Origin of the sequence: Marisediminitalea lipolytica (assembly GCF_001758465.1) — a bacterium.
In the GTDB taxonomy this organism is placed as follows: domain Bacteria; phylum Pseudomonadota; class Gammaproteobacteria; order Enterobacterales; family Alteromonadaceae; genus Alteromonas; species Alteromonas lipolytica.
In genome coordinates, this window is the sequence record NZ_MJIC01000010.1 from 107,960 (window position 1) to 131,228 (window position 23,269).

Sequence of the window (23,269 nt, forward strand, 5' to 3'; positions counted from 1 at the left end):
ATGAGCAAAGATACGCCGTTTGCCCGTGAAGAGGTAATGGAAGAATACCTCAGCAGCTTATTACTGGATGCCGAAGACCCGGCCGATGTAACAGCGCGCGCGGCTAAATTGCTCGAACAGGCAACGGTTGAGCTTATTCCCTCGGACGCAGATGAAGCATCGCTGTTAGTTGATAATCCAACCGATGAGACACTTGTACCCGTCGTTGAGGATGAGGTTGCAGCTCAGGCAGTGGAAGAGGTGGTAACTGATGCGGTTGCCGAAGTTGTTGCGAAAGAGTCGGTTGAGGCCGCTATAACACCACCTAAGGTGCCGGTAGATAGTCTGGAACAGCGACTCGAGAATCAGTTTCAGGCGTTATTTTTTGAAGTGGCAGGCCTTACGCTGGCGGTGCCATTGATTACCCTTGGCGGGATCCACAACCTGGGCAAAATTGGCCCTTTGTTTGGCAAGCCAGCCTGGTTTTTAGGCGTAATGCTGCACCGGGAAGAGAAATACAGTGTCGTTGATACTGCTTTGTGGGTAATGCCGGAAAAATACGACCAAACTCTGGCGGATAAGCTAAACTATCAGTATCTCATTATGTTAGGTGACAGTCCGTGGGGATTAGCCAGTGAGAAACTGGTCAATACGGTGACCCTGAACAAAGATGATGTGAAATGGCGTCAGGCAAATGCGAAGCGTCCCTGGCTCGCCGGAATGGTAAAAGATAAAATGTGTGCATTGTTGGATGTTGATGAACTAATATCAATGCTGAATAACGGCTTGGGCAGTAAAGACCAGGTACTATAGTCAAGTGGAGCCAAGTGCATGAGTGATGACAGAAATAATAACGCAGGTAAAGGCGATGATCAGGTATTGCAGTGGGTAACCTATCGGTTAGGGGATGAAACCTACGGCATTAATGTAATGCAGGTTCAGGAAGTCTTGCGCTATTCGGAAATCGCTCCGGTTCCGGGTGCGCCTGACTATGTGCTAGGTATTATCAACTTACGTGGTAACGTGGTAACGGTTATTGACACACGCGCCCGCTTTGGTTTGCCACCGGAAGAAGTAACCGATAATACCCGGGTAGTCATCATTGAGTCAGATGAACAGGTCGTCGGCATTCTGGTGGATAGTGTTGCCGAAGTGGTCTATCTCAAATCTTCAGAAATCGACAGTGCACCTAACGTAGGAACAGAGGAAAGCGCCAAATTTATTCAGGGCGTAAGTAACCGCGATGGCGAACTGCTTATTCTGGTGGATCTTAATAAACTCTTAAGTGATGACGAGTGGGACGAGTTAAGCAGTCTGTAACGACGCCATCAAATAGCTATTCTGTACATGGACGTTAATCTGTCATTACTGATTGCTGTGGTTGCGTTGGTGGTATCGGTGTTATTAACCACAGTCATCTGGCTGCTGGGACGTCGAAAACTAACGCAACTAAGTAGCGAACTTCTGCATCATCAGCAACAGCTTAGTTCAATGAAAAAACAACTCAGTATTACCGCCAGCACACTTGAAGAAGTGCAGGCGCGTAGTATTGTGGTAGCAAAAAATACCGAGAGTACAGCCGCCGCATTAGCCGACTTACACAAGCAGTTAACCACGCTGGGTGAGCAGGATCCCGAAAGCAAAGTTTATCAGCGCGCGGCGGCCATGCTGCAATCGGGAGCGTCCATCGACGAAGTCATCCATAGCTGCGACCTTCCCGAAGCTGAAGTACAACTGCTGCTTAAAATTCATCACCCGGCCACAGGCGGCTGAATTTTCGCTTTCCGTTACGGTTTTACGCCGTTTTCTGTCGCTATGGTTGTGCCATTAGCTACAATGATATTGATAATGCCACCAACAATACCTGCATCTGCTTTACACTCAGTGTTTTAAGCTAACACTCGCTGAATGCAAAGGACGATTCTTGTAAACGTTTAGACGTCTAGACGTAAAGATGTTGACATTGCCGGTACTTTAGCGACAATAGCAGCAGTATAATAATGCCCGGAGTTGCCATGCCTATCAGGATCCCAGAAAATTTACCCGCACAGAACGTGCTACAGGGTGAGAATATTTTCACCATGGATAGCCAGCGAGCGGCGACCCAGGATATTCGCCCTATGGAAGTGGCGATCCTGAATCTTATGCCGAATAAGATTGAGACCGAAGTTCAGCTGTTACGATTGCTGTCGAACACGCCTTTGCAGATTAATGTGGATTTAATTCGCATTAATGATTTAGCCCCTAAACACACGCCGCAATCCCATATGGATGCGTTCTATCATGACTTTAGTGATGTGGCCGAGAAACGCTACGACGGTTTGATTGTTACCGGCGCACCACTGGCACTGCTGGATTACGAAGACGTCAATTACTGGGATACCATGAAGGTTATCCTTGAATGGGCCAATCGCCACGTGCAGTCAACCCTGTATCTTTGTTGGGCGGCGCATGCAGCGATGTATCACTTTCACGGTATTCAGCGCAAACTGCGTGAAGAAAAACTCTCAGGCGTTTTTCGTCATCACGTTAATGACCCGCTTAACGAACTGTTGCGTGGCTTTGACTCGGAATTTTTTGCTCCGCACTCCCGCTATGGCTACATTGATTCAGCCGATTACAACAGTATTCCGGGCCTGAGCGTCATTGCCGAGTCAGACGAGGCAGGGGCCTATGTGGTCGCATCAGATGATAAGCGCATGGTGTTTATTACCGGCCACCCGGAATACGATCCTGAAACACTCAATGATGAATACGTTAGAGATGTTAAAGCTGGCTTAGAACCAAATATTCCTTGTAACTACTATCCGGATGACGACCCGGCTAAGTCTCCCATGGTAAGATGGCGGGCTCATGGCAGTCTCCTTTTTACCAACTGGATAAACTATTACGTTTATCAGACAACGCCATACGATTTAAATCAGCTGGTTGAAAAAGACCAGCGTAAGAGGTAGCACGTGAGCCGTTATACAGACAAACACATTTACGACCTGGCTGCTAAGCGCATTCTTATTCTGGATGGCGCCATGGGCACGATGATTCAGCGTCATAAGCTGGAAGAAGAAGATTATCGTGGTGAACAGTACAAAGACTGGCACTGCGACATTAAAGGTAACAACGACCTGTTAGCCATTACTCAGCCGGATATCATCTATGACATTCATAGCCAGTATCTGGAGGCCGGGGCCGATATTATCGAAACCAACACCTTTAATGCCACGACGATCTCTATGGCTGATTATGATATGCAGTCTATCTCTCGTGAAATTAACATCGCAGCGGCCAAACTGGCGCGTAAAGCCTGTGATGAGTTTACCGCTAAAACGCCGGATAAACCGCGCCTGGTAGCAGGGGTTATCGGACCAACCAGTCGTACCGCGTCAATTTCGCCAGACGTTAACGATCCGGGTAAACGTAATGTCACCTTTGATGAGCTGGTTGAAGCCTACACCGAAAGCTGTGAAGCATTAATTGAGGGTGGTTCAGACCTTATTCTTATTGAAACCATCTTTGATACGCTTAACGCAAAAGCGGCCTCTTTTGCGGTAGAAACCGTGTTTGAAAAACTTGGCCTGCGCCTGCCGGTAATGATCTCCGGAACCATTACTGATGCTTCCGGACGTACGTTGTCCGGCCAGACAGCCGAAGCCTTTTACTATTCCATGCGTCATATTAAACCCGTGTCCTTTGGCCTTAACTGTGCATTAGGACCAGATTTGCTGCGCCAGTATGTGGAAGAAATCAGCAATGTGGCGGAGTGCCTGGTGTCAGCTCACCCCAATGCCGGTTTACCTAACGAGTTTGGCGAATACGATATGGAAGGGCCGGAAATGGCGGTGCATATCAAAGAGTGGGCTGAATCTGGCCTGGTTAATATCGTTGGTGGTTGTTGTGGCAGTACGCCTGAACATATTCGCGATATTGCAAACGCGGTCGCCGGTATTGCACCGCGAGAAATCGTTAAACTAGAGCCGAAGATGCGTTTATCCGGCTTAGAACCGTTCGTGCACTGAGGTATTGTTGTGTCAGCAGAGTTTTCCAGTTTTATTAATATCGGTGAGCGCACGAATGTCACCGGTTCTGCCATGTTTAAACGCCTTATCCTGGAAGGTGATTACGAAACCGCCCTTGATGTGGCTCGCCAGCAGGTAGAAAACGGCGCTCAAATTATCGATATCAACATGGATGAAGCCATGTTGGACTCGGTACAGGCCATGCAGACGTTTCTTAATCTGATTGCTTCTGAGCCGGATATCAGCCGCGTACCAATCATGATTGACTCTTCTAAATGGGAAGTAATCGAAGCGGGCTTAAAATGCGTTCAGGGTAAAGCCATCGTTAACTCTATCAGCCTGAAAGAAGGCGAAGAGAATTTTATCTATCAGGCTAAACTGATTAAGCGCTATGGCGCGGCCACCGTGGTGATGGCCTTCGACGAAAAAGGTCAGGCCGATACCAAAGAGCGCAAGATTGAAATTTGTCAGCGCAGTTATCAGGTGCTGATGGATAAAGTGGGCTTTGCGCCGGAAGATATTATTTTCGATCCGAATATTTTTGCCGTAGCGACCGGTATTGAAGAACACGACAACTACGCCGTCGACTTTATTGAAGCGACCCGCGTGATCCGCGAAACCTGCCCGCATGTGCATGTGTCCGGCGGACTGTCGAATATCTCATTCTCGTTCCGGGGTAATAACCCGGTGCGTGAAGCCATGCACTCCGTATTTTTATATCACGCTATTCGTGCTGGTCTGGATATGGCCATTGTGAACGCGGGCCAGCTGGAAGTGTACGATGAGATCCCGGCCGAACTGCGTGATGCGGTGGAAGACGTCATTCTTAACCGTCACCCGGGGGCTACCGATAAACTGCTTGAACTGGCGCCGAAATATCAGGGCGACGGCAAAACAGTGGTAAAAGAAGATCTCGCCTGGCGCGAACTGCCGGTGAATAAACGCCTTGAACATGCTCTGGTAAAAGGCATCACCGATTTTATTGAAGACGATACCGAAGCGGCCCGACAGGCAGCCGAAAAACCACTGCACGTTATTGAAGGGCCGTTAATGGACGGCATGAACGTGGTGGGTGACTTGTTCGGTGAAGGTAAAATGTTCCTGCCTCAGGTGGTGAAATCGGCCCGGGTAATGAAAAAAGCCGTGGCCTATTTGCAGCCCTACATTGAAGCGGAAAAGTCAGGAGATACCAAGAGCAACGGTAAGATCCTGTTGGCTACGGTTAAAGGCGATGTCCACGATATTGGTAAGAATATCGTAGGTGTGGTGCTGCAGTGTAATAACTTTGAAGTGGTGGATATGGGCGTTATGGTGCCTTGCGCCGCCATTTTACAAAAAGCCAAAGAAGAAAACGTTGATATGATAGGCCTGTCCGGGCTTATCACACCGTCACTGGATGAAATGGTCCATGTGGCGAAAGAGATGGAGCGTTTAGAGTTTGATTTGCCGCTACTGATTGGTGGTGCGACGACCTCTAAAGCCCATACCGCAGTAAAAATTGAGCAAAACTACCATGCGCCGGTAGCCTATGTGCCTAATGCCAGCCGTGCGGTGGGTGTTTGCCAGAAACTGCTAAACCGCGAATCCCGCGAGATTTTTGCCAAAGAACTGGCTAAAGAATATGACATCGTGCGCGAACAGCACGCGCGTAAAAAGCCGCGTTCTAAGCCTGTTAGCCTGGAAGAAGCACGCGCTAATGCCCATCTGCCGGATTTCAGCATGCCGCCGGTTACGCCGAATAAACTGGGTGTTACCCCGGTTGAAGCGGACATTGCGACCTTACGTCAGTATATCGACTGGACACCTTTTTTCCTGACCTGGTCACTGGCTGGAAAATATCCGCGTATTCTGCAGGACGAGGTGGTTGGCGAGCAGGCGCAATCGTTGTTTAACGATGCCAATGCCATGCTGGATAAACTCATTGCCGAGGGTGGCCTTGAGGCCAAAGGCGTAATGGGCTTGTTCCCGGCTAACCGTCAGGATGATGACGTGGTAATTTACGCTGATGAGTCCCGCACCGACACTCTGGGTGTTGCGCATCATCTGCGTCAGCAAACACAAAAGCCAAAAGGCGCTAACTATTGCTTAAGTGACTTTGTGGCACCGGTTGGCTCGGGTATCAGGGATTATATTGGCGCTTTTGCCGTTACCGGTGGTATTGGCGAAGACGAACTGGCAGCACAATACGATGCCCAGGGCGATGATTACAACGCCATTATGGTAAAAGCCGTGGCAGACCGCCTGGCGGAAGCCTTTGCCGAGTACCTGCATGAGCGGGTGCGCAAGGAAATCTGGGGCTATGCACCAGATGAAGACCTGGACAATGACGCGCTGATACGGGAAAAATATCAGGGGATCCGTCCGGCACCGGGTTATGCGGCTTGTCCGGAACACACCGAAAAACAGCTTATCTGGGATCTGTTGGACGCAGAAAAACACACCGGCATGAAACTGACCGAGAGCTACGCCATGTGGCCGGGCGCATCAGTATCAGGCTGGTATTTCTCGCATCCGGAAGCACGTTACTTTGCGGTAGCGAAAATACAGGATGACCAGTTGGAAAGTTACTGTCAGCGCAAAGGCTGGGATCGGCCGACGGCAGAAAAATGGCTGGGGCCAAACCTCAGTGACTAACAGTAATGACTAAACCCTTTAGTCAGGCCTGCGAAAACAACAAAGCCCCGATTTTAGCGGTGCTGGAAAGTGTGTTTTCACAGGCAACCAGGGTACTGGAAATTGGTAGTGGTACCGGTCAGCACGCTGTGCACTTTGCGGCAGCCTTGCCCCATGTGCAATGGCAAACCAGCGACGTACCCGCGCATCATGAGGGCATTAACGCCTGGCTGAATGAGGCTGCTTTGCCTAATCTGTTGCCGCCGGTAGCGCTTCAGGTGGGTAAAGATGCTTTTCCTGCCAGCGGCTATGACGCGGTGTATTCTGCTAATACGGCGCATATCATGTTTGCTGATGAAGTCGCTCTGATGATGACGGGGATTGCTGAATTACTGCCTGACGGCGGTGTGTTCTGTCAGTATGGCCCTTTTATTCAGCAGGGCGAGTTTTCCAGCGAAAGCAATCGGGCCTTTCATCATAATCTTTTACTGCGTGGTTTAGGCGGGTATAAATCTATTGAGGATTTACAGGCCTGGAGCGGAGTGTCGTTAAAATTAAAAGACATAATTGCAATGCCTGCCAATAATCTTTGCCTGCTCTGGCAAAAGCAGGTTAGCTAAGCACACTGTTTATTTCCTCCCTGTGGTGAATTCTGTGTTTAGAATCTGACCGTATTGACGATATAACTAAAAATGACGAACTCGCTGATATTTAACTTATTTTTAAATGCATAACGGAAAATATGCTCTAGAATTATTGAATATGGCTAATTCAGGTGTTTTTAGCCCCTTGCTGAAAATCCAAACCAAATAAAGTGAGATTAATGTGATTGCAGTTTCTGCGAATGCCAGGGAAATTACTTTTTCTGCTGATGAACTCATTGTCAGCAAAACCGATTTACGCGGCAATATAACCTACGCAAACCGCCATTTTATGCGGATATCTAATTTTGCTGAGATCGATTTGCTGGGTCGTCCACACAGCATTATTCGACATCCTGATATGCCGCGGGGGGTGTATCACGCCATGTGGAAAACCCTTAAATCGAAAAACGAATTTTTTGGCTTTGTTAAAAATCTGACCTCAGATGGGGATTATTACTGGGTGTTTGCTAACGTGACGCCCGACTTTAACAAAGGCAACATAGAAGGCTTCTTCTCAGTAAGGCGTCAGGCTCCCCGCGCTGCGCTGGCGATGATTACACCGCTGTATCAGCAGATGCTGGAAATTGAAAAGCGCAGTCGCAAAGAATCCGCTCCCACGGAATCCTGGAACTGGTTGCAGGACCACATTAAAAGCGAAACCGGCCTGAGCTACGAAGAATTTATCATTGGTCTTTACGAGCAAAACAGTTAAGGGAATGGCCATCATGAAAGAAAACACCAGTAACGTTAGTAAAAATATTCCCTTTCTGACCCAGAAGTTTCTGATTAACTGCGTTGTGTTTATTGTGCTAACCGTTGTGTTGGCAGTGTATAGCATTATCACTAACGGTATTGGCCTGGTTAATTTAAGCTCACCACTGATTGCAATAGCGTTTGCGGTGTACGCTTATCGCGATCATCAGCGCCCAATTGATGCGTTAAGTGCCATCCACCTTACCTTAAAAGAGGCTATCCAGGGCAATACCCATGTTCGTGTTACCCAGACCAGGGGCCTGGGTGAAGTGGGTAAAGTCGCCTGGGAGCTAAATGACTTTTTAGATATCGTCGAAACCAATTTTAAAGAGTTGTCGAACAGTTTTGAGCGGGCCGGAAAACGCCAGTTCTACCGCAAAGGGTTAGTCATGGGCCTGCCCGGTGAGTTTGCCGAGATTATGAAAAACGTAAACGAAGCGATTGGCGCCATGGAAAAAGCCGATACCTTTGCCCGGCAGAACCGCTTACTGAGCGAAATGCACCACTTAAACACCAGTAATCTGTTGGATAATCTAAAAGATAGCCAGGCTCAAATGGTGAATCTGTCGCAGAAAATGGATGATGTACTGGCGATTGCCGGAGAGAGTAAATCCGGCGCTGATCGCAGTTCTAAAACAGTCGGTGAGTTAAAAATTTCCATAGAGCAGGTCAATCAGCGCATGATTTCAGTGGAAGAAACGGCGAATCTGCTTGCGCAGGAAAGTGGCAGAATTGCCGATACCGTTAAACTTATTGGTGATATTGCGGAACAAACTAATCTGCTGGCGTTAAATGCCGCCATTGAAGCCGCTCGGGCAGGCGAGGTCGGCCGGGGTTTCGCCGTAGTTGCCGATGAAGTTCGCCATCTGGCTGACCGCACCCGTAAATCAACTGGCGAAATCAGCGATATCATTTTTAATCTTACCGGAAAAATCGACACCATGGTGTCGCAAACCCTGGAAGTTGCTCAGGGCACCAAGCTAATTGGTGAGGAAGTAGCAAGTTTCTACAATAACTTTGAGTCGGTGGCGCAGGCAGCCGACGATACCATTACGTTGGTAGGTCAAACCAAAGACAGTTCTTTTGCTTCACTGGTTAAGCTCGACCACATCATTTACATGCAAAATGGTTACATTGCGATGGAAAATGATGCCGAAGGCAAAGAAGCCGATGCGGTAAAAGTCGACCACATGAATTGCCGCTTAGGTAAGTGGTATTACGAAGGCATTGGCCAGGAAATGTTTAGTGGTTTATCCGCCTTCAAAGAAATGGAGTCTTATCATGCCGGAGTGCACAGCAATGTACATAAGGCGATGGAATATGTTGCGCAGGACTGGTTACGCAATGATGACGTATTTAACGGTATTATCCATCACATGAGCTTAGCCGAAGACAACAGCTCGCAAGTTATTGGTTGCCTGACCAGACTGGTAGAGGAAAAGCATAATTTACCAGCAATAAGATAGTTATTTTCGCTTTGACAGATTGATAATAAAGCAAGCTAACGAGCTTGCTTTATTGTTTTCAGGGAGTGGGAAATTGTCTCATATTCAGCTTAAAGTTAGTTTAAGGATGTTACCTTAGCAAAAATACTACCGGTATTATCATGGAGCAGAATATGGCAAGAACAATAAGCTTAGGCCGCACGGCGATGGTGCTGAGTATCACTATGGCTTTGGTTAACTGTACGTCCGGCCCATCAGAAGAAGAGATTGCGGCAGAGCAGGTTGCCAGAAATCAGGTCGAAGCAGAGCAACTTCAAGTCACCGCAACTAAACGTGAGCGCAAAATTATGGCTGATGCAGTGATGCCACTAAGCCTGGTTTCTGCGGTCAGCGAGCCAATGCCCGCTCCGCCTCAATCGCAATACAGTGATAAATTCGAATCCTTTGAAATTAACAGCGTAAAGCAAGTATCAGAAGAACCGGTGTCGACTTTTTCCGCTGATGTTGATACCGCCTCCTACAGTTTTGTCCGTAAACAGCTAAAGCGGGGTTATTTACCAGACAAAGAGGCTGTTCGACTGGAAGAGATGATTAACTATTTTGATTATGACTACCCGCTGCCACAAAGTGCAGAGCAGCCATTTCTGGCCAGTGTGGTAGTGCATGACTCGCCCTGGGCAGAGCATCGCAAGCTTGTTCATATCGGGCTTCAGGGTTATGAGCTGGCCCAAACAGAGCAACCCGACAGTAACCTGGTCTTTTTGCTGGACGTGTCGGGATCGATGAACGCGCCGGACAAGCTGCCACTGGTCAGGCAATCCATTAAGTTGCTGCTGAAAACGCTAAAACCTACGGATACTGTTTCTATTGTTGTTTATGCTGGTGCTGCCGGTACGGTGCTTGAACCTACCGAAGTGAAAGAGTCTGCCAGGGTGATTGAAGCGCTGGATAAACTTCAGGCTGGTGGTTCAACGGCCGGTGGACAAGGTTTGCAGTTGGCTTATCAGCTCGCCGAAAGTCACTTCAACAGCGAAGGAGTAAACCGCATTATTCTGGCTACAGATGGTGATTTTAATGTGGGTATTTCTGATCGTGAGCAGCTCAAGGATTACGTTGAACGTAAACGGGAGAGCGGCGTTTATCTTTCTGTCATCGGCTTTGGCCGGGGAAATTATAACGATGCCTTGATGCAAGCCCTGGCGCAAAATGGCAACGGCATCGCGGCTTACATAGATACCCTGGCAGAAGCGCAGAAAATCTTTGTAGAGGAAGCCACCTCATCGCTGTTTCCCATTGCCAAAGATTTGAAAATTCAGATGGAATTTAATCCTGCGGTGGTGCGGGAGTATCGTTTGCTGGGCTATGAAACCCGTGCATTAAAACAAGAGGATTTTAACAACGACAACGTTGATGCTGGCGATATTGGTTCTGGTCATGCGGTAACGGCGATTTATGAAGTGACTTTGGCAGGTGAACCTGGTGCGTTTATCGATGAATCTCGCTATGCGGGTAAAGCCGAGGGCACCACGGCCCGCTTAAGCGATGAGCTGGGTTTTTTGAAAATCCGCTATAAATTACCAGAGCAAGAGACTTCCCGTTTGCAGGAGCAACCGGTATTGCTGCATAGCCACACAGACAGTACATTGCTGCAGGAAGTGAACTTTGCCACGGCGGTTGCCGGGTTCGGCCAGTTACTCAAAGACGGTAAATATACCGGCAGTTGGTCCATGGACGATGCCTTTGAACTCGCTCTTAAAAACAAAGGGCAGGATTTTTATGGTTATCGCAGCGAGTTCACGCAGTTAATACGCCAGGCGAAAACAGCCGAAAAGGCCGAGTTTTAAAGCCGCGTTTTGGCGCATAAATGGCGGACGCCGGTTTAAAAATTGGCGTCCGGTTTATACTGCGAAGTACGCTCCATCCAGTCTGGCAGGATAGGCTCGTAAGCCTGATTGTAATTAAAGCCGTATTGTTTATCTGTCCAGATATTCACATGCTCACCTTCCACAAACCTAATTAACGACAAACTGCCACCGCGGGTACCAAAGGGCCCGTGAGGAATATGCGGCGGACGCCAGAAGTAGGCACCGGGGTACATGGTACCCACATGGCCGGTTAAGTCGCCATGCAGCTGATAAGCTTCTTCCGGGGTAGGATGAGACTCTCTGGCGCCATGAAAATTAATCGGGTGCGACTGCGGCGAGGTCATAAATAAAAAGGTTCGCTGGCCGGTTACCGGATCAATACGCAGGTTTTTGCGCGCAAAACCCAGATGGGTAAGGTGCAGCTCGTGCATGCTGGTATCCCAGGACATGCGGTAGGTATCCAGACAAGGAATGGCTTCCCGGCCTTTCGCCCGGGCTGCGGCACCTTCAGGATCCTCTGCAAAAGGTGCAGGCTGATGATCGAAAAAGCGCAAAATCACGGTTTCTTCCGGGACATAAAATTTACTGCGCTCATAGCCCGCCGGAAAAAAGCCATAACAGCCTGGGGAATAACCAAAATGATTCAGGAAAAAGCAGCCTTGTAACACGTAAAATTCTTCGTTACAGGTTAATGCATGCGGCGTGTGGCAATGATAACCAGGTTCATATCGTTGCAACTGCGTTCTGGCGCCCGTTTCGTTGTCGATGCTCAGAAGTTTACGCTGGGCTTCAGGAAAACACTCATCACTGGTCCAGCTTAGTTCCTGAGCCTGGATAAACTCAACGTAATCTCTTGCCATAACTTCATTTCCCATCGGCTTTTTACAAAGTCCTCACTTTGCCGGGTTGAGAGAAATTGGCATTGCGCTATGTCAAAAGTCATAATGATAATTCATTGTTGTTTTTGAGTGGCGGGCGACTTAGCTACACCGGACTGATTTTACCCAGTTTTTCCAGTCTGGCTTTAATCGAGCCGGAGGTGCGGTGATGTTGTTTGGCTAATTCTGCGAGTGAAGTACCTTCATCAAACAGGCGAATAAGTTGCTCGTCTTCCGACAAGTCCCAGGCTTTCCCCGCATTTTCAGGCAATGCTCTTTTACGCTTCTCGTAGGCCAATGATTTTTCCAGCGCACTATGAGCAGCGTAAAGCGCCCGGATAACAGCCGGTTGATTAAAGCAGCTGTCCTGATGAAGCATTTCACCTGAGACCGGATCGATGCCCTGCGATAAAGCGTGGATTAGTGTTTTGGCCTGTGCAATGTCCATAGTGTTTTCCTCTGCGTTGCTGGCGATAATCACGGCATATCCTGCACGCTGATGTCACGTGTTTACCCTGATAGCTTCATGTTAATCTCAGAAGATAAAGGGACAACTGTACTTTTTGCGCGTTTTCACCGCTATTAGCAGAGAGTCTGTGTCGTTTCGCTAGCAAGCTTCATGGTATTTGTTCATAATTCCTGTCGAATAATTCTTGTAGTTACCCCCATGCTAAAAAAATCCATTATTGCTTCTGTTTGTCTGGCGACTCTGATTGCAGGCGGCTTTACGCTAAAAGCCGTTTACGACCTTTACAGTAAAAAGCGCACTAGCGTTGATCCGCAGCTTAAAGAAATTTCTGGTATTGAGTTTGATAAAAAAGGGCGTCTATGGGCTATCAATGACAGTGGTGATGATCCTGTGCTGTATCAAATGGAACGAGATGGCTCCATTACCCGCAAAGTCACCGTATCGAACGCGAAAAATATTGATTGGGAGGACATGACTCAGGATGCTTTTGGGCATTTTTTTCTGGGGGATTTTGGTAACAATGACCAAAACCGAAAATGGCTGACGATTTATAAAATTGAAAATCCTATCGACATAAAAACTGAGACCACCGAAGCAGAGATTATCAAGTTTACCTATCCGCAAATGGATGGTTCACCGATAGCGCCTGAACAGCGAAATTTTGATTTGGAAGCTTTTGTTGAGTTTAATCACAACCTGTATTTGTTTACCAAAAATCGTACAGAGCCCTTTGACGGTATAACCAATCTCTACAAAATAGGTGACTACGCGGCCAACTTTGACGCCGAATTACTCGGCTCGTTCAAAACCTGCACGACGCTGGAAAAACTGTGTTGGGTGACTTCAGCCGCACTCAGCCCCGACCGAAAAATGCTGGTGCTGCTTGATTCCACCAGTTTGTGGTTGTTTGAAAATTTTCCGGCAGATAATTTTTTTGCGGGCGAGGTCTCCCGAATTGACCTTGGGATCGTAACGCAAAAAGAAGCCGTCACCTTTTACGACAGCAATACCATTGTTTTTACCGACGAAGAATTTAACGGTATTGGCGGCAATGCTTATGTCATTAAACTGGATGAAGTGACAAAAATTAAAGTCAGGTAGAGGCGGCTATTCGGTTATAAAATTTGTGGCAGCGGGCAGGATTGTAACTGAGTTTTGATTGGTGAAATGGTGCCAGGAGAGATACAGACCTGCAAAGCAATGCAGGTCTGATTTAATAATTAACTTACTTAACTTTGTTTCTTCTGAAACCTAAAGCCATCAGGCCTAATCCCAGCAGTGCCAGGTGATTTGGCGAAGATACTTCAGATGGTTCTACGCTTTGTAACACGGCGCTGGTGGTAAAGTTAAAGTTAGAGCCCACTGTTTGTCTTTCTGCATGGAAAATGTCCAGGCTGTAAGTGTTACCAGTAGTCAGACCCAGGGTATCCAGGTTAACTGAGCTTGACAGAGCTGCGTGAATACCACCCAAATCGATAGCTAACTCGTTGTTGATAAATACCCATACATCGTCGTCGCCGGTAAAAGAAAAGGTTTCGCCGCCAGTATAGGTAAACTGAGAGTGAATTTCGGTAGTGAAGTGGTAGTTTTGGCTAAATCCTTCATTGCCAAAACCTTGTCCATTGATTGGGAAATAGGCGCTGTTTGAGTATTGAAAAATGCCACTGCCAGCAAAAGTTTCATTTGCAGTGAGCGTAGTACTGAAAGTGTAATTAACACCTGCAGTGTCGTTATACCACTGGTTGAAGTTAGCAGAGTTCGACATAGAGTGAGAATTATCTGCGTAAATACCGCTATAAACAGGCTTGCCGTCGGCGCCAAGAGTGCTGTTAACTAAACCTGTAAAAGCACCCATTCCACCCACCGCGCCTTGAAAATCATTATGGCTTGCGCTGAAATCGCGGATAGTGGCGTTAAGCTCGATAAAGGCCGCTGATACGTTAGTGCTAACCAGCAGAGAACCAAGTAACGCTGAGGCTAAGATATATGATTTTTTCATAACTGCATCCTGTTTGATAATAGTAAATATGAAAATTGCTTTTCCCAATTTAGCATTAGTTGTGCCAATATTAATATTCCTTGAAAATCATATGTTTAATTTTATTCGAGTAAGTGCTTCTGAAACTTGTGTAAATAATTTCGACACAGCTTATGTGTGGTGTAAATAAATTTGACAGGTAATGGCGCTTAATCGCAGGGCTATAATTCCAGGCGATGATTGCTTTTGCTTAAAAGGATAGGGGACTTCTGCGTTTTACTATTAAATAAGAAAAATCCGATGGCCTTAGCACATCGGATTTTTTATAGAGTCATCTACTTTATTGCCGTTACCAAATCTTAACACGGTCTTCCGGTGCCAGGTAAAGTGCATCACCCGGTTGTACGTTAAACGCTTCATACCACGCGTCGTGGTTACGTGGTGCCAGCGCACGGTAGCGACCAGGAGAGTGGGTACCGGCACGCAGCTGATTAAGCATACTTTGCTCGGTACGTTTTTCTTTCCATACCTGAGCCCACGCCAGGAAGAAACGCTGATCGCCGGTCAGGCCGTCGATAACCGGGGCTTCTTTGCCTTTCAGGCTAAGCTTGTAGGCATGGTAGGCCATAGACAAGCCGCCTACATCACCAATGTTTTCGCCTAAGCTGTTACGGCCGTTAACAAAATTGCCTTCGATAGGCTCATAGGCACTGTACTGTTCGGCCAGCATATCGGTTTTTGCTTCAAAGGCAGCGCGGTCTTCATCAGTCCACCAGTTTTGTTGAATACCTTTAGCATCTGATTTAGAGCCCTGGTCGTCGAACCCGTGACCCATTTCGTGGCCGATGACTGCGCCGATAGCACCGTAGTTAACTGCCGGGTCAGCGTTTGGATCGAAAAACGGGGGTTGCAGAATGGCAGCCGGGAACACGATTTCGTTAAACGAGGAATTGTAGTAGGCATTCACCGTTTGCGGTGTCATTCCCCAACGTTCACGATTGGTTGGCTCTAATTCTTCCTCGATTTCTTTAGCGTGGAAGAACTCCGCGATATTCCGCTCGTTAGTCAGCAGATCTTTATCGGTGATTTGTAACCCTGCAAATGAAATCCACTCGTCCGGGTAACCAATTTTAGGATTGAATGCGGCCAGTTTTGCCTTGGCATTCACTTTGGTTTCTGCACCCATCCAATCCAGGTTATCAATGCGCTCGCCCAGCGCGGCCCGCAGGTTTTCTACCAGCTCTGCCATTTGCGTTTTGGAGCTTTCCGGGAAGAATCTGTCAACATAACTCTTGCCGATAGCAAAGCCCAGGGATTCGGTGCCAGACATAGCACTCAGGGCTCGCTTCCAGCGTGGACGAGGCTCTTGCTGACCGCTTAAGGTTTTGCCGTAAAAATCAAAGTTAGCCATATAGATGTCGTCAGACAGCAGAGAGGCGTTGTTTGAAATGGTGTGGTAGGTCAGATACGTTTTCCAGTCTGCCAGCGGCGTGTCGTTAATGATCTCAATAACACCCTTAACCGGTTCTGGCTGAGAAATGTTTAATTCAGGGGCTTTAAAGCCCATGGCGTCTAACCAGGTGTTCCAGTTAAAGTCCGGGTAAACATCAGCCAGGGCGCTGCGCTCAATCTGATTCAGGGTTAAATCGCGGTCACGACGTTTTTCACGCGGCCACTGAACTTCAGCAATTTTGGTTTCCAGCGCCAAAATGGTTTGCGCTTTTTCAGCACTGTTCTCAACGCCAGCAAAGTCCAGCATTTGCGCAATATGTTTTACGTAGGCTTCACGGATAGACACAAACCGCTCAGAATCGTTCAGGTAGTAATCACGGTCCGGCAGACCTAAACCACCAACGCCTACACTTAGTTGATATTCGTTAGGATCCAGTCGGTTGTACCACAAACCAGCGTAGAGTGGTGACGAACTGCCATTCAGCCAGCTTTGGCCAAAGAAGTTGGTCAGTTCCTGTACCGAGGATAAGCTGTCGATGTCAGCTAATGTTGGATTAATTGGCGTGATACCTTTGGCATTAATGGTGTCGGTATCCATGTAAGCTTTGTAGTAGTCATGCACTAACTGCTCTTCAGCGGTTAAGTTGTCTGACGCCATAATGTCATCGATAATTTGTTTTACCTGTTCTTCACTGCGATCGGCCAGTGCATTAAAAGCACCGAAGCGGGTTTTGTCAGCAGGCAGTTCGTAGGTGTTATACCAGGTGCCACTGGCGTACATAAAAAAATCATCGCCGGGCTTTACGCTTTCATCACGAGCGGTTAAATCAACACCAAAACTACCAATTTCGGCTTTGGCGGCAGGGGCTGTTTCGGTTTGTTGGGGAGTCGCCTGAGATGTTGTTTCTGGTTTTGAACAGGCTGTAAGCGCTAGTGATGCAGCAATGGTTGCTGCGAGTAATGTGTACTTCATTTTTACTTCTCTGTGTTAGGATTTTCAGGCGCTTTAATCGCCTCGTCTTGACTTGTTGGTGTTACAAATTCTTTTATATAGTCAGCATTAAACGGTAATACATCGCGGGCCTGATTGAAATAGTCTTCGATTGCCGGCTTTTCCTGCTGTAAAAAATCCGCCACAGCCTGATGGAAGCGTGGATCATGCATCTTGTGATGAGATACGCAAAACACAGGCTCAAAGCCACGCAGGATTTTATGTTCGCCCTGGGTCCCAGGGTTAAATAACGGTAATCCTTGCTCTATCGCAAAATCGATGCCCTGAAAATAGCAGCACTCAAAATGCAGTTCGTCGATATCCTGCAGGCATCCCCAGTAACGGCCGTATAACCCGTTCTCGTCATACAGAAATAAAGCGGCAGCAACAGGCGCATCCTGAAAGCTCGCTTTTACTAACATCAGTTGTTCACGGCAGTTATCATAAATTTGTGTAAAAAAAGCAGGCGTCAGGTAGCCGGTATGACCGCTGCGTTTTAAATAGGTATCCTGATAACAGTGGACAAAAAATGCCATATCTTCCCGGCGTAAGGCGTCACCATGGAGGCGTTCGATGGTGATTTCCGGGGCATTAACAAAACGCTGGCGGGTTTTACGAATACTTCTGCGCTTACGTGACGTCAACCGGCTAAGAAAATCATCAAAGCTGCTGTAGCCTCGGTTGGCCCATTGAAACTGCACGCTGTAGCGGGACGCCAGACCCAGAGCCTGAAAATCCTGCTGACTGGCAGGCGGGCAAAACAACCAGTGGCAGGAAGAATACCCCTGGGTGCTGGCCCAGTGATTGATATGGTTAATGAGTGCCGCAGTATCGTTAGCCGTTAGGTGCTCGGCTTTTAACAAGCGAGGGCCGGTAACCGGGGTAAAAGGAATAGCGGCAATCCATTTAGGATAGTATTCAAGATGATGCTGGTGGTAGGCGTTTGCCCAGCTATGGTCAAACACGTATTCGCCGTAGCTGTGGGTTTTAAGGTAGCCCGGCACGACCATCACCAGCTTGTCATTTACCCAGGCGCTCCAATGGGCCGTCTGCCAACCCGTCTGGCCGTCAGTACAGCCACTGTTTTGCAGGCTTTTAAGCCATTGATATTGTAAAAACGGACCCGCGCCTACGGCCAGAGCGCGCCACTGCGTTTCATCAATCTCGTCGATGCTGTGATGCAGCTTAAACTGAAAATCAATGTTTGTGGCTTGTGTTTGCATAGTCTTATAAATATCCTGCCCGTAAAGGTCTGTCATTACACGCAGACCGACCAGCATATATTGTGCGCTAAGTTCATTAGATCATCACGAACATGACAGATAACCCACGAAAAATCATTATTGAGTCGATTACCCGCATGCTTTCACGACGAGAGCACGCCTATCACGAATTGTTACGAAAATTATCCCACAAAGGATTTGCTATCGAAGATTGTGTTGTAGTGGTAGAGGAGTTTAAACAGGCAGGGATCCAAAGTGATACCCGGTTTGCCGAAATGAAACTGCGTGCCGGTATCGCCAAAGGGCAGGGGCCAGCGAGATTTAAGGCAGAATGTCAGCAATTTTCCATTGCCGAGCAATGCTTGGAGGCCGCGATAAGCGAAACCGACGCCGACTGGTTTGAACTGGCCAAACAGGTCAGAATTAAGCGGTTCGGCAGTGATGTGCCACAGGATGCCAAAGAAAAGTTTAAACAAATCCGGTTTTTACAATATCGTGGCTTTTATTCTGACCACATTCAATACGCTTTTTCTGACGACGAGTACTAAACTCCGGCAACAACGCTTAATCAATATTTTCTATGGTGATGATTCGCCTAATTCACAGTGGATTGCTTAACAAAACAGCATCATCCATGGTATTGTTGCGCCCTCGTAAAAATGCCGCCGTTTTGCGCGTGAAAAACTTGATTTCAACGCCCTCCGGCTGCATATAAGCTTCTACAGGTTAACTAAGGATTGCAGGATTTCAATGACATTATCAACTGCTGATATTCGCCGTAAATTTATCGAGTATTTTGGTCGCCAGGGCCACCAGGCTGTTTCCAGTTCGTCACTGGTACCAGCAGATGATCCCACCTTATTGTTTACCAATGCAGGTATGAACCAGTTTAAAGATGTTTTTCTGGGAACGGAAAAGCGCAGTTACACCCGGGCTGTGTCGTCACAGCGCTGTGTTCGCGCGGGCGGTAAACATAACGACCTGGAAAACGTGGGTTACACAGCCCGTCACCATACCTTTTTTGAAATGCTGGGTAACTTCAGCTTTGGTGACTATTTTAAGCAGGAAGCCATTAAGTTTGCCTGGGAGTTTTTAACTGAAGAATTAAAACTGCCTAAAGAAAAGCTGCTGGTAACGGTTTATTCCGAAGATGACGAAGCCTTTGATATCTGGGAAAACCAGATTGGCGTGCCAAAAGAAAAAATCATTCGTATCGCAACTTCAGATAACTTCTGGTCGATGGGGGATACCGGTCCTTGTGGCCCGTGTTCAGAAATTTTCTATGACCACGGCGAGCACATCTGGGGTGGTCCTCCGGGTTCGCCTGAAGAAGACGGTGATCGTTTTATTGAAATCTGGAACCTGGTTTTCATGCAATTCAATAAACAAGCCGACGGTACTATGGAGTCGTTACCAAAACCGTCTATTGATACTGGTATGGGGCTGGAGCGTATTTCTGCCATTATGCAGCACGTTCACAGTAACTATGAAATCGACCTGTTTGTAAATCTTATCAATGCTGCGGCTGAAATTGTTGGTACCGATGACCTGGAAAACAAATCACTGCGCGTTATTGCCGACCATATCCGTTCTTGCGCGTTCCTGGTTTGTGATGGCGTAATGCCGAGCAACGAAGGTCGAGGCTATGTGCTGCGCCGGATTATTCGTCGTGCTGTTCGTCATGGCTACAAGCTGGGTGCAAACGACATTTTCTTCTATAAGCTGGTAGCTGCGTTAACCAAAGAAATGGGCGAAGCCTATCCTGAACTGGCTGATCAAAAACCAGTTATCGAAAAAGTGCTGCGGGTAGAAGAAGAGCAGTTCAGCAAAACCCTGTCTCGTGGTATGAACATTCTTAATGAAGCGCTTAGCGACCTTGAGGGTGACACCATTCCGGGTGAGCTGGTATTTAAACTCTATGATACCTATGGTTTCCCGGTTGACCTGACCAACGACGTTGCCCGTGAACACGATTATAAAATTGACGAAGAAGGCTTCGAGGCGGCGATGCAGGCTCAGCGCCAGCGCGCTCAGGAAGCCAGTCAGTTTGGTGCCGACTACAACAGCACCTTAAAGGTTGAGCAGCAAACAGCCTTTACCGGCTACACCGAAAACGAAGGTGACGCCAACGTGGTTGAGCTCATCAGCGGTAATAGTTTCTGTGACGCGCTGACCGATGGTCAGGAAGGCGTAGTGGTGCTGGATCAAACCCCTTTCTATGCTGAGTCTGGTGGTCAGGTGGGTGATACGGGTGTACTGAAAGTTGCCAATGGCGAGTTTATTGTTACCGACACGCAAAAAATGGGCAATGCATTTGCACACCGCGGCAAAGTGGTTGGCACAATTAATAAAGGCGACAAAGCCGTTGCTAAAATTGATGACACGAAACGCAGTGCGATTCGCAAAAACCACAGTGCTACGCACCTATTACACCAGGCATTACGCGACATTCTGGGCGACCACGTTACGCAGAAAGGTTCATTGGTAAATGCAGAGCGTCTGCGTTTTGACTTTTCGCACTTTGAAGGTGTGACAGCAGAGCAGCTGACCGAGATCGAAGTTCGCGTTAACCAGGATATTCAGGACAACCATCCGCTGACGACGCAACTGATGGACCTGGACGAAGCGAAAAAGACCGGCGCCATGGCGTTATTTGGTGAGAAGTACGACGAAAAAGTGCGTGTTGTTTCAATGGGCCCGGTTTCTACGGAACTTTGTGGTGGTACTCACGTTAAACAAACCGGTGACATCGGCTTGTTTAAAATTGTCACCGAAGGTGGTATTGCGTCGGGCGTGCGTCGTATTGATGCTGTCACGGGTATGGGCGCGCTGGCTTATGTGCAACAACAACAAGCGGTAATTCAACAAACCTGTGGTTTGTTAAAAACCGATGCCAGCGGTTTGACCGAGAAGGTTACCCAACTGCAGACGCAACAAAAAGAGCTTGAAAAAACAGTTACATCACTTAAACAGAAGATGGCCAGTCAACAAGGCGCTGATCTACTTGGTAGTGCAGTGGATATAAAAGGTACCAAGGTACTGATTGCTGAGCTGGAAGGTGTTGAGGCGAAATCACTGCGCGGTATGGTTGACGATCTGAAAAACCGCATCGGCGAGGGCATCATTGTGTTAGGTGTTCCGGCCGACGGTAAAGTAAGTCTGATCGTGGGCGTAACCAAAGGCTTAACGGCTAAAGTAAAAGCGGGTGAGCTGGTTAATCACATTGCCGTACAGGTAGGTGGTAAAGGCGGTGGTCGCCCGGATATGGCCCAGGCCGGTGGTAGTCAGCCAGAAAATTTATCTACAGCTTTACATTCTGTTAACACCTGGCTGGAAGATAAGCTATAATGCATTTACAGGTGGCTTAACACTGTCGTGACACCAGTGTTAACACCCACCAACAGCGTCTTTATGGATCGATAGACGTCGAAGACCGCATGGATGCAATGTAATCAAGGAACCAGGAGCAATCGAATGCTTATTTTAACTCGTCGTGTGGGTGAAACGCTGATGGTGGGTGACGAAGTCACCGTAACTGTATTAGGCGTTAAAGGTAATCAGGTACGTATTGGTGTTAATGCACCTAAAGAAGTCTCAGTACATCGTGAAGAGATTTATATGCGCATCCAGGCCGAAAAAGGCGGTCAGCCTGATGGCAATAAATAAAAAATAAGAGGTAAGACCAGTTTTTTTGGTTTTTTTCTCTTAATTAAGGCCGGATTTCCGGCCTTTTTTATGCCTGAGACTTTTGCGATGCTTTAGTTCGCAGTAGAGCAACCGATTATAAATCCCTTTAATCAGTAAAAATGGCGGATTTTCAAACACAAGTAGCGGGCTTTTTAAGCAAAAAAACAGGATTGATTAAAATCCCGGCATACGAATTTTATTTATCTAAAAAAGCATTGACTTCCCAACGCATGTCATTAAAATGCAGCCCCACATGACGGAGAGGTGGGTGAGTGGCTGAAACCAGTTCCCTGCTAAGGAACCATACCTATTACTGGTATCGAGGGTTCGAATCCCTCCCTCTCCGCCATTTTTAATTTAGTGTATCAGCGCGTGCGTAGCTCAGCTGGATAGAGTACCTGGCTACGAACCAGGCGGTCGGAGGTTCGAATCCTTCCGCACGCGCCATTCGCTAAATTAAAACCTCGCGTGTGTAGCTCAGCTGGATAGAGTACCTGGCTACGAACCAGGCGGTCGGAGGTTCGAATCCTTCCACACGCGCCACCTTCTTAAAAAGGCTTGCAGAAATGCAAGCCTTTTTGCTTTCTGCGCGGTGTCAGGCTCCTGAACTGAAAGTAGATGCTATCAGCTTCATCGGTTTATCGTCCAACAGAGGTAAATACATCCCTGTAGCATTGCCCAGCCACGCCATCCATGGCGTGTCGTTCAGCACACTGCGTTATGCCACGGGCATAACGGTTGCGCCTCACCCTTCCACACGCGCCACCTTCTTAAAAAGGCTTGCAGAAATGCAAGCCTTTTTGCTTTCTGCGCGGTGTCAGGCTCCTGAACTGAAAGTAGATGCTATCAGCTTCATCGGTTTATCGTCCAACAGAGGTAAATACATCCCTGTAGCATTGCCCAGCCACGCCATCCATGGCGTGTCGTTTAGCACACTGCGTTATGCCACGGGCATAACGGTTGCGCCTCACCCATCCATCTTAAAAAGGCTTGCAGCGATGCAAGCCTTTTTGCTTTCTGCGCAGTTACAAAATTATCTGTCCCCAGTCTTAAGGGGCCTTTCGTTTACGCCTGTAATTTCAAAGCATACCTTCAGCAGTATTACTTTCCGTAGTAAGCCTGTTATACCGCTGCCTGAGCTAAATTCCTGGCTGGCACCAGGACTCCAATGCTTGGCTGCTTAATCGATCACTTAGCGCCTTTCTAAACTTTAGATTGGTTTATCCCATAACCAACAATGAATATTTCTGACGATGGGCGTATAACTCTAAGGTAACAA

20 protein-coding genes and 3 tRNA genes are annotated in these 23,269 nt (G+C 47.7%); 18 read left to right on the plus strand and 5 right to left on the minus strand.

The features are described from left to right. From BFC17_RS05935 to BFC17_RS05980, 10 genes are all read left to right on the plus strand, one after another. A complete protein-coding gene (locus BFC17_RS05935; RefSeq protein WP_070175550.1) occupies positions 1–792 on the plus strand; it encodes a chemotaxis protein CheW in 792 nt (263 codons plus the stop codon). An 18-nt stretch (positions 793–810) separates the two neighbouring features. Next, on the plus strand, positions 811–1,299 hold the full coding sequence (locus tag BFC17_RS05940; protein WP_070175551.1) for a chemotaxis protein CheW: 489 nt from the start codon (positions 811–813) through the stop codon (positions 1,297–1,299). A gap of 27 nt (positions 1,300–1,326) precedes the next feature. Continuing rightward, complete coding sequence (locus BFC17_RS05945; RefSeq protein WP_070175552.1) at positions 1,327–1,752, plus strand: DUF2802 domain-containing protein; 426 nt, start codon at positions 1,327–1,329, stop codon at positions 1,750–1,752. A gap of 242 nt (positions 1,753–1,994) precedes the next feature. After that, entirely contained in the window at positions 1,995–2,933 is a 939-nt protein-coding gene (gene metA / locus BFC17_RS05950; protein WP_070176248.1) for a homoserine O-acetyltransferase MetA, read from the plus strand. A 3-nt stretch (positions 2,934–2,936) separates the two neighbouring features. After that, on the plus strand, positions 2,937–3,992 hold the full coding sequence (locus BFC17_RS05955) for a homocysteine S-methyltransferase family protein (protein WP_070175553.1): 1,056 nt from the start codon (positions 2,937–2,939) through the stop codon (positions 3,990–3,992). Positions 3,993–4,001: 9 nt separating this feature from the next. Then, entirely contained in the window at positions 4,002–6,626 is a 2,625-nt protein-coding gene (metH, locus tag BFC17_RS05960) for a methionine synthase (protein ID WP_070175554.1), read from the plus strand. A gap of 5 nt (positions 6,627–6,631) precedes the next feature. Beyond that, a complete protein-coding gene (locus BFC17_RS05965; protein WP_070175555.1) occupies positions 6,632–7,225 on the plus strand; it encodes a DUF938 domain-containing protein in 594 nt (197 codons plus the stop codon). 205 nt (positions 7,226–7,430) lie between these two features. Beyond that, on the plus strand, positions 7,431–7,961 hold the full coding sequence (locus BFC17_RS05970) for a PAS domain-containing protein (RefSeq protein ID WP_070175556.1): 531 nt from the start codon (positions 7,431–7,433) through the stop codon (positions 7,959–7,961). A gap of 13 nt (positions 7,962–7,974) precedes the next feature. Then, positions 7,975–9,468: a methyl-accepting chemotaxis protein gene (locus BFC17_RS22900; RefSeq protein ID WP_083271614.1), complete on the plus strand. Its 1,494-nt coding sequence runs from the start codon at positions 7,975–7,977 to the stop codon at positions 9,466–9,468. Between the two features lie 152 nt (positions 9,469–9,620). Continuing rightward, positions 9,621–11,291 (plus strand): vWA domain-containing protein, encoded by a 1,671-nt coding sequence (locus BFC17_RS05980; protein WP_217494017.1) that lies wholly within the window; start codon positions 9,621–9,623, stop codon positions 11,289–11,291. 35 nt (positions 11,292–11,326) lie between these two features. Here BFC17_RS05980 and BFC17_RS05985 read toward each other — a convergent pair whose 3' ends face one another. Next, positions 11,327–12,172, minus strand: a complete 846-nt coding sequence (locus BFC17_RS05985; protein ID WP_175439534.1) for a cupin domain-containing protein — start codon at positions 12,170–12,172, stop codon at positions 11,327–11,329. A gap of 124 nt (positions 12,173–12,296) precedes the next feature. Continuing rightward, positions 12,297–12,638 (minus strand): hypothetical protein, encoded by a 342-nt coding sequence (locus tag BFC17_RS05990; RefSeq protein WP_070176250.1) that lies wholly within the window; start codon positions 12,636–12,638, stop codon positions 12,297–12,299. Between the two features lie 219 nt (positions 12,639–12,857). Between BFC17_RS05990 and BFC17_RS05995 the strand changes: the two genes are divergently transcribed. After that, positions 12,858–13,760 carry a hypothetical protein gene (locus tag BFC17_RS05995; RefSeq protein ID WP_070175559.1) on the plus strand — a complete coding sequence of 301 codons (903 nt, stop codon included), beginning with the start codon at positions 12,858–12,860 and terminating at the stop codon, positions 13,758–13,760. 124 nt (positions 13,761–13,884) lie between these two features. Here the strand turns inward: BFC17_RS05995 and BFC17_RS06000 are convergent, their stop codons facing one another. The 3 genes from BFC17_RS06000 to BFC17_RS06010 form a co-directional block, all read right to left on the minus strand. After that, entirely contained in the window at positions 13,885–14,658 is a 774-nt protein-coding gene (locus BFC17_RS06000) for a fibro-slime domain-containing protein (protein ID WP_070175560.1), read from the minus strand. Between the two features lie 328 nt (positions 14,659–14,986). Next, the gene (locus BFC17_RS06005) at positions 14,987–17,062 is read right to left on the minus strand and encodes a M13 family metallopeptidase (RefSeq protein ID WP_070175561.1); all 2,076 of its coding nucleotides are present in this window, start codon (positions 17,060–17,062) and stop codon (positions 14,987–14,989) included. 2 nt (positions 17,063–17,064) lie between these two features. Next, the gene (locus BFC17_RS06010) at positions 17,065–18,303 is read right to left on the minus strand and encodes a GNAT family N-acetyltransferase (protein WP_070176251.1); all 1,239 of its coding nucleotides are present in this window, start codon (positions 18,301–18,303) and stop codon (positions 17,065–17,067) included. 92 nt (positions 18,304–18,395) lie between these two features. On the opposite strand from BFC17_RS06010, the gene BFC17_RS06015 reads away from it, so the two are divergent. From BFC17_RS06015 to BFC17_RS06045, 7 genes are all read left to right on the plus strand, one after another. Beyond that, complete coding sequence (locus BFC17_RS06015) at positions 18,396–18,851, plus strand: regulatory protein RecX (protein ID WP_070175562.1); 456 nt, start codon at positions 18,396–18,398, stop codon at positions 18,849–18,851. 202 nt (positions 18,852–19,053) lie between these two features. Then, on the plus strand, positions 19,054–21,651 hold the full coding sequence (gene alaS / locus BFC17_RS06020) for an alanine--tRNA ligase (protein WP_070175563.1): 2,598 nt from the start codon (positions 19,054–19,056) through the stop codon (positions 21,649–21,651). A gap of 126 nt (positions 21,652–21,777) precedes the next feature. Beyond that, positions 21,778–21,969 (plus strand): carbon storage regulator CsrA, encoded by a 192-nt coding sequence (gene csrA, locus BFC17_RS06025; protein ID WP_070175564.1) that lies wholly within the window; start codon positions 21,778–21,780, stop codon positions 21,967–21,969. Between the two features lie 279 nt (positions 21,970–22,248). After that, positions 22,249–22,339, plus strand: a tRNA-Ser gene (locus tag BFC17_RS06030). Positions 22,340–22,360: 21 nt separating this feature from the next. Then, positions 22,361–22,437: transfer RNA gene (locus BFC17_RS06035), tRNA-Arg, on the plus strand. A 19-nt stretch (positions 22,438–22,456) separates the two neighbouring features. Further along, a tRNA-Arg gene (locus BFC17_RS06040) sits at positions 22,457–22,533 on the plus strand. Positions 22,534–22,556: 23 nt separating this feature from the next. Further along, positions 22,557–23,174 carry a hypothetical protein gene (locus BFC17_RS06045; RefSeq protein WP_070175565.1) on the plus strand — a complete coding sequence of 206 codons (618 nt, stop codon included), beginning with the start codon at positions 22,557–22,559 and terminating at the stop codon, positions 23,172–23,174. Positions 23,175–23,269: the final 95 nt, after the last annotated feature.

What these genes read in the sequence shown, in the direction of transcription:
- BFC17_RS05935 (WP_070175550.1), top strand. Translation starts at nt 1, where the DNA reads ATGAGCAAAGATACGCCGTTTGCCCGTGAAGAGGTAATGGAAGAATAC.
- BFC17_RS05940 (WP_070175551.1), top strand. Translation starts at nt 811, where the DNA reads ATGAGTGATGACAGAAATAATAACGCAGGTAAAGGCGATGATCAGGTA.
- BFC17_RS05945 (WP_070175552.1), top strand. Translation starts at nt 1,327, where the DNA reads ATGGACGTTAATCTGTCATTACTGATTGCTGTGGTTGCGTTGGTGGTA.
- metA (WP_070176248.1), top strand. Translation starts at nt 1,995, where the DNA reads ATGCCTATCAGGATCCCAGAAAATTTACCCGCACAGAACGTGCTACAG.
- BFC17_RS05965 (WP_070175555.1), top strand. Translation starts at nt 6,632, where the DNA reads ATGACTAAACCCTTTAGTCAGGCCTGCGAAAACAACAAAGCCCCGATT.
- BFC17_RS22900 (WP_083271614.1), top strand. Translation starts at nt 7,975, where the DNA reads ATGAAAGAAAACACCAGTAACGTTAGTAAAAATATTCCCTTTCTGACC.
- BFC17_RS05980 (WP_217494017.1), top strand. Translation starts at nt 9,621, where the DNA reads ATGGCAAGAACAATAAGCTTAGGCCGCACGGCGATGGTGCTGAGTATC.
- BFC17_RS05985 (WP_175439534.1), bottom strand. Translation starts at nt 12,172, where the DNA reads ATGGCAAGAGATTACGTTGAGTTTATCCAGGCTCAGGAACTAAGCTGG.
- BFC17_RS05990 (WP_070176250.1), bottom strand. Translation starts at nt 12,638, where the DNA reads ATGGACATTGCACAGGCCAAAACACTAATCCACGCTTTATCGCAGGGC.
- BFC17_RS05995 (WP_070175559.1), top strand. Translation starts at nt 12,858, where the DNA reads ATGCTAAAAAAATCCATTATTGCTTCTGTTTGTCTGGCGACTCTGATT.
- BFC17_RS06000 (WP_070175560.1), bottom strand. Translation starts at nt 14,658, where the DNA reads ATGAAAAAATCATATATCTTAGCCTCAGCGTTACTTGGTTCTCTGCTG.
- BFC17_RS06005 (WP_070175561.1), bottom strand. Translation starts at nt 17,062, where the DNA reads ATGAAGTACACATTACTCGCAGCAACCATTGCTGCATCACTAGCGCTT.
- BFC17_RS06010 (WP_070176251.1), bottom strand. Translation starts at nt 18,303, where the DNA reads ATGCAAACACAAGCCACAAACATTGATTTTCAGTTTAAGCTGCATCAC.
- BFC17_RS06015 (WP_070175562.1), top strand. Translation starts at nt 18,396, where the DNA reads ATGACAGATAACCCACGAAAAATCATTATTGAGTCGATTACCCGCATG.
- alaS (WP_070175563.1), top strand. Translation starts at nt 19,054, where the DNA reads ATGACATTATCAACTGCTGATATTCGCCGTAAATTTATCGAGTATTTT.
- csrA (WP_070175564.1), top strand. Translation starts at nt 21,778, where the DNA reads ATGCTTATTTTAACTCGTCGTGTGGGTGAAACGCTGATGGTGGGTGAC.
- BFC17_RS06045 (WP_070175565.1), top strand. Translation starts at nt 22,557, where the DNA reads ATGCAAGCCTTTTTGCTTTCTGCGCGGTGTCAGGCTCCTGAACTGAAA.